Genomic DNA, 6487 nt, shown 5'->3' on the forward strand with positions numbered 1-6487 from the left:
CTAGTACCGCACCATGTCTCGATAAGATACCGTGACCGGGTTGCAGATATGAAACATCCGTCCGACGGTCGCGTCCTGAAGGGCCAAGGCGGTAATGGCTTCTCCTGCGTAATTGATCGGCGTCATATCGACTTCCCAGCGCACATCCGGCGCCTTTTTAAGCAGCAGCATTGCCTTAAGCATGCGGTAAAACGCATTGTTGTCGATGTTATTCTGGAATAAGCCGTTATCCGACCGGCAGGACAAATTGCCTACGCGATACACGGAAGCAGCAAGGCCCTCCCGGCCGGCTTGCACGACGAGCTTCTCGGCAGCCAGCTTGCTGTTGGTATAGACGTTCTCGACGTAAGCTTCGTCATAACCGGAGCCGGCCGTGATCGAAGCCCATTGGCCATTCAGCGCCAAATCTTCCGGAATGCCGAGCGTCGAAATAAAATGGAACCGAACGCCCGGCTTGGATTTGGCCAATGCCAGCAGACGGTTCGTGCTGTCCACGTTGACCCTAGCAAAATAGTCCGCTTCCCCAAAATGCTTGACTTCCGCACCGCAATGGAGGATAGAGTCCAGGCGATCTGCCAGCATGTCCCGAACTTCTTCGCTCAATCCTAAATGCTCCTGTTCCAGATCGCCATGCACGGCGATGACCCGATTGTCCATCAGACGTTTGACTTCATTCCCGAAATATCCGACCATCGTCTGTTCCAGCCGGGCATAAGGCTCCTGCACGCCGGAAGGCCGAACGAGACAATAAATCGAAGCTTTCGATTGGCGAAGCAGCTCGTATAGCAGGTGAGAGCCAAGGTAGCCGGTCGCGCCGGTCAGCAAAATATTCTCCTGCGTGTATACCCGCCCTTCGACAGGATCCTGAGGGTAAAAGCTGAGCGGAAACTCCGCCAAATCCTGCAGCGGAACGTCCTCACCGAATGCCTCCTCGGCTGTGGACGCTTCATGGGCCAGCACTTCGATCCGGCCGGCCAATGCGGCAATCGTCGGGTAGACGAAAAAATCGTTGATCTTCAGCTGCGGATAATTCGGCTTGAGCAGCACCAGGATCTCCAATATTTTCAAAGAGTAGCCGCCGATTTCAAAGAAATCGTCGTGGATGCCGATTCTCGTCTGGCCAAGCGCTTTCTCCCAGGCAGCGGCCACTTCCTTTTGAATGGCCGTGACCGGGGCTTCATACGGCGAATCGTCCTCTTCCGGCACGATCTCGAAGGCCGCCAGCTTTTTGCGGTCGATTTTCCCTGTCGGTGACAGCGGCATTTGATCCACGAAGCACATATATTTGGGAACCATGTAGCCGGGCACCTTTTGGCCTAAAAATTGGGCGAGGTCCTTGGAAGCAACCGGCAGACCGTCATTTGACGTATAAAAGGCAGCGAGCACTTTGGTTCCGTCCGCTTCGGTTCTTGGAATGACAGCGATATCTTTGACGGCCTCATGCTTTGCCAGATTGTCCTCGATCTCTCCGATCTCGATCCGGAAGCCCCGGATTTTTACCTGGGCATCCTTTCTCCCCCGATACTCCACCAGTCCGCTCGGAAGAAGGCGGACCATATCGCCCGAACGGTAAAATTTCTTGCCCGACTCCGGCGTAATCGGATCGGTGATGAAGGCTTCCTTCGTTTTTTCGGGCTGGTTCAAATACCCCTTGCCCACGCCGACGGAGCTGATCAGGAGCTCGCCGGTAACTCCGATCGGGCACAGCTCGTCGTGCTCGCTGACGATGTACAATTCATAATTGCTCAGCGGCGTTCCGATACATACTGTCGTCAGATCGTCCGAAACCGGATAATCGACGATATGGGAGGTTGCCACCGCCGTAATCTCGGTAGGACCGTAAAGATTGACGATCGGAACCTGCAGCTTTTTCTGCAGCATGCGTACGGCCTCTCCCGACAACGCCTCGCCACCGACGATGATGCTCTTGATGTTCCCGTATTTGGGCGCATCCTCTTCAGGCAAATGAGCGGCAAGCTGGTTGAAGAAAACGGTCGGCAGAATTGCTACGCGCGTCGCCTGCTGGTCCACCACCGCCGCGGTGAAGGCGTCGATGGAGAAACGCTCCTCGTCGGTGAGCAGATGCAGCCGGCTGCCGCAGGCCAGCGATCCGAAAATGTCATAGACCGACGCGTCAAAGCTGAACGTAGAGTACTGAAGAATCACGTCCTCCTCGGTCAGATCCATCTCCCTGCGCGTGGACTCCGCCAAGTTGACGACGCCTTGATGAGCGATCAGGGCTCCTTTCGGCTTGCCTGTGGAACCGGACGTATAAATGATATAGGCCAGATCATCCGGCTCAATGGCAACCGGAGATGCTTCTTCCGGATAGGAGTCCGCCTGTTCTCCCAATGGGAGAATTTCCGGCTTCCTGTCAAAACCGGCAAGCAGCGTTTCCAGACGGTCCACATATTCAGCATGTGTCAGGATCATCCCGGTTTGCGTGTCAGCAATAATATAGGCGTTTCTTTCATCCGGATGGGAAGGATCCAGCGGAATGTAAGCCCCGCCTGCCTTAATAACGCCAAGAATGCAAACAATCGTTTCGAGGCTCCGTTTCATGAAAATAGGCACGAACTGCCCTTTTTGCAGCCCTTTGGACAGCAGCATGTTCGCAATCCGGTTGGACTGCCGGTCAAGCTGCTTGTAGGTTAGCTGCTGCCCATCTTGAGTGACGGCGATCCGGTCCGGATACTTCGCTACGGTGGAAGCCATCATCCGGACGATCGTCGGCTGTTCCGGAAGGTCCATCTGCGTATCATTCAAAGCAGTATAAGCGGCCCGATCCTCCTCCAGCAGAAAAGGCAGGCGGCTGATTTCCAGATCCGCGTTCCGCAGCGCACCGCGAACGATTTGAGCGTAATGCCTGCTGAACTTGCGCACGGTCTGTTCCCGGAACAACTGGCGTGCATAGGCGATGCTCATCGTCCAACGACCGGATTTCGCCTGAACGTTCCATCCCAGCCAAGCAGGACGGCTCTCATGAACCTCGCCGTACACCGCTTGATAGCCGAGGGGCTGGCCTATCATTTCTTCGAGCTCCTGCAGACTCAAATCCGCAGCGTCCAGCTCTCCCAGCTTGGCTTCGATCCGCGCATAGACCTGCCGGAACGTATCTTGTCCGCTGATCGCTGCGCGAAGCGGCAGCAGTTCTCCTTGCCGGCTCACCACGCCAAGCAGCAAATCCTGATCGGCGCTCATCCTGTACAGGAACACCGCGTAACCAGCCAGCCACCAGGCACGAGGGTTGCCCAGCCGGCCCAGTTCAACAGCCTCTTCCGGTCCCAAGTCCAGCGTTTCCGTGATCCGCAGCATATCGGGCTGAATTTCCCGCACCGGCTCATCTGTGTAGAGATTGAGTCCGGGCAGAGGAAGCTCGAGTTCCTGGGACCAGTATGCCTTGCTGCGCTCGCTTATCGATGTTGTGTTCAAAATGTTCAGCTCCTTCATGATTACACCCGCAATTTGTCGACTAAGGTTTCCAATTGGTCAGCCACCTGGTTCATCTGATTGGCGGAATCATAAATTCTGTCAAAGGAAGCCTGCTGCTCCTGGGCACTCGTCTTGATCTCGCTGGATACGGCCGAGTTTTTCTCCGCCAGCTCCGCAAGCTGTTTAATGGAAGCCGTTATTTGCTCAGTTTCGGCAACCATCTGCTGCGTCGCTGCAGAAACCTCCTGAATTTGGCTCGTAACCGAGTCGGTTGCGATCATCATGCCTTTAAACAGGGAGCCGGTTTCCTTAACGACCTCAATCCCTTTGGCGACGTTCTGCTCGCCTTCGCTGATGGCCTCGACGGCCAGTGCGGTCTCATCCTGAATGAAGCGGATCAGCTCGATAATTTGCGTGGCGGATCTTCTGGACTCTTCGGACAATTTTTTGACCTCATCGGCTACCACGGCAAATCCCCGGCCTTCCTCGCCGGCCCGCGCCGCTTCGATGCTTGCGTTCAGGGACAACAGATTGGTCTGGGAAGCAATCTCCGTAATGACCTGGACAATTTGGCCGATTTCCTGGGAACGGACTTGCAGCTTCTCAATAATGTCCACGGAATTTTTAACCGAGTGGTTGATCGAATTCATCTGCTCGATAACCTGCTCAACGTTCTCGTTCCCTTTTTCCGACTGATCCTTCATCTGCATCGAAATGTCCGACAGCTCGGACGTATTGCCGGCAATCGTGTTGACACCTGACGAAATTTCCTCCAGTGAAACGACGCTCTCCGTGATGGACGTGCTCTGCAGTGCAACCCGCTCGGACATTTGTTCAATATTTTTCGTAATGGCCAACGAGTTTTTGTTATTGTTCTCCACAGCCGAGAACAGGAACTTCGATTGCTCCGCCGACTGCTCCGATACTTTTTTAATCGTCCCTACCAGCTCGTTGATTTGGTTCACCATCGTGTTGAATTTGGCGTTAACCTGCCCAAGCTCATCGTCGCCAGCCTTCAGCTGTACGGTAAAATCGCCTTTGCTGAGCTTGTCCAGCGCCGTCATTAGCGATTTGATCGGGGCAAACGTCCGTCTGTTCGTGTAATACTGCAGCGCCAGTACGATCACCAGCGTAATCAGCAGGGCGAACAGCGTGTTGCGCAGCAGATCATTCTGACCGGTAGAGACCAGGCTGGCATCCACGTCGATGCCCATGTAGGCGAAGATGTTGCCGCCTGCATCCTGGAACGGATACAGGACCGTGATCCATGTACCATAGTTATCTGTATATGCTTTGGTAAACACCAGTTTTTTCGTTTTCAGCATTTCGCGGACGGCATCGGCATGAATTTTAGGCTGCTCGTACAGATCGCCCAGATGCAAATTATCTTTGGCGAACATTTCCAGCACAGCCGACGGCATCGAAATAATCGAGGTTTGATTGCCTCCTTCGAGCTCCGGCCCGAAAATATACCCTTGGGCAATATTCGGATGCGTACGGGACAGCTCGTCAAAGATTCCCGTTAGCTTTTGCTGGACAGCGGCGTTGGGATCCTTAACATCCTTGGCCTGCTCGACATCTTGTACCGATACGCTCTTTACCAGGGCATCCATCGTTTTACCGGAATCCGACTGCAGCTGCTCGGTCAGAACGGTGCCCTGAATGTAAAAGCTTGCGCCAATGACGACAGCCCCGGTGATGAAAATATAAAGACTGGTCAGCAGCATACTTCTGCTTACAATACTTAAATTTTTAAACCGCCGCTTCTTGAAAAATTGCTGAAACTTGCTCATTCTCGTTTCTCTCCTTTTGTCTGACTCTCTGTTATGTAATCTTACAGGCGCCTATCCACCTGGCCATGCTAGAAACGATCTTGGTTTTTTGTACGAATCACACCTCCCTGTGGCGAAAAACAGCATGTTCAGGGCAAAAAAAATGCAACCTATGGGAATGCAAACCACAGCTCACCAATTCATCTGCAACTGGCTGACATATCCCGTTTCGGAAGTAGTCCCTATAGCTTTGCGTCACTGCTTTTCAGCAGTTTTGCCTATGGATTTTACATATACATTTTTATAGAAACTAATGAATAATTAGTAACTATAAATTGTTCATTTCGCAAACCTAGTCTACCATAATTTTCATGGATATTTCCATTCATTTCAGAAATTAACCTGCAAACATTTCCATATCCAAGAGTTGGTCCATTTCCGGCGTATAAATTTCGATCGGCCCCTTTGCTTTCGTACAGACCGCGAGCTTATAGGGTTCTTCCATCGGGATCAGCATAAACTGATAATTGCGTGCTTCAATGTCGGGACCGCTGTACTCAATGTTTCCGTCCGGACGAACCGTGATCGTAAATGAGCCCAGCGGCTGACTTAATCCTCTGCCGATGCACTTGATATAGCTTTCTTTGAGCGTCCAGATGTCATAAAACCGGTTCAGCCGCTCTTCTTCGGTCAAGTGTTGAAGCATTCCGAGTTCAGCGGGTGAAAAACATAATTCAGCCATTCCCGGGTTCACAGGGAGCACCTGCTCGACATCCACTCCAAGTTCAGACGGGCCGAGGGCGGCTACCACCCAATCTCCGGAATGGGAAAGATTAAAGTGAATATCCGGTTCGTCTGCAAAGGCCGGTTTGCCGAATTCGCTGCGTGTCCATGGCTTGGAAAAGGCGGCAGCAGGCTTTACTTGGTTCACCGCCCAGCGCACCATGACTTCGCCGAACAGGCTTCTTACAGCATCCCTCCTGTTTCTGATTCGTCGTACTTGTTTGGTTCGTTCGGGAGAGACCCGTTTCACAAAATGATCGAAATGCGCCGCAGAAACATTCTTGATCCCAATCATATACAGTTTGATCATCAAGCCCTCCTGAGCACGTTGCTCCATTCGTAATCACCAGGTCCGCTTACAGCAGCTTTTGCTACTAAAATGAAAGATGCGAAATCTAGTACATTTTCCCCAATTCATCGATTTGTTTAGGTTGAACCTCCTACAAAAAACTAACGTTCATTATTACTATTCGGCCAATTTTTCCTATTTTTTTAATAGC

Annotated in this window: 3 protein-coding genes and 1 riboswitch; all 3 genes read right to left on the minus strand. The window is 52.4% G+C overall.

The genetic code is table 11. From position 1 onward, the window contains the following. Positions 1-3432, minus strand: coding sequence for a non-ribosomal peptide synthetase family protein (locus tag CPT76_RS14290; RefSeq protein ID WP_105444085.1), 3432 nt, complete (start codon positions 3430-3432; stop codon positions 1-3). Positions 3433-3452: 20 nt separating this feature from the next. Next, positions 3453-5225: a methyl-accepting chemotaxis protein gene (locus CPT76_RS14295; protein ID WP_105443380.1), complete on the minus strand. Its 1773-nt coding sequence runs from the start codon at positions 5223-5225 to the stop codon at positions 3453-3455. A gap of 181 nt (positions 5226-5406) precedes the next feature. After that, positions 5407-5493, minus strand: a riboswitch (cyclic di-GMP riboswitch). A gap of 108 nt (positions 5494-5601) precedes the next feature. Continuing rightward, a complete protein-coding gene (locus tag CPT76_RS14300; protein WP_181152848.1) occupies positions 5602-6297 on the minus strand; it encodes a 4'-phosphopantetheinyl transferase family protein in 696 nt (231 codons plus the stop codon). Positions 6298-6487: the final 190 nt, after the last annotated feature.

This window comes from Paenibacillus sp. AR247 (genome assembly GCF_002968895.1).
Lineage (GTDB): Bacteria > Bacillota > Bacilli > Paenibacillales > Paenibacillaceae > Paenibacillus_AQ > Paenibacillus_AQ favisporus.

Coding starts and splice junctions, on each gene's coding strand:
- CPT76_RS14300 (WP_181152848.1), bottom strand. CDS start 6,297: ATGATCAAACTGTATATGATTGGGATCAAGAATGTTTCTGCGGCGCAT.
- CPT76_RS14295 (WP_105443380.1), bottom strand. CDS start 5,225: ATGAGCAAGTTTCAGCAATTTTTCAAGAAGCGGCGGTTTAAAAATTTA.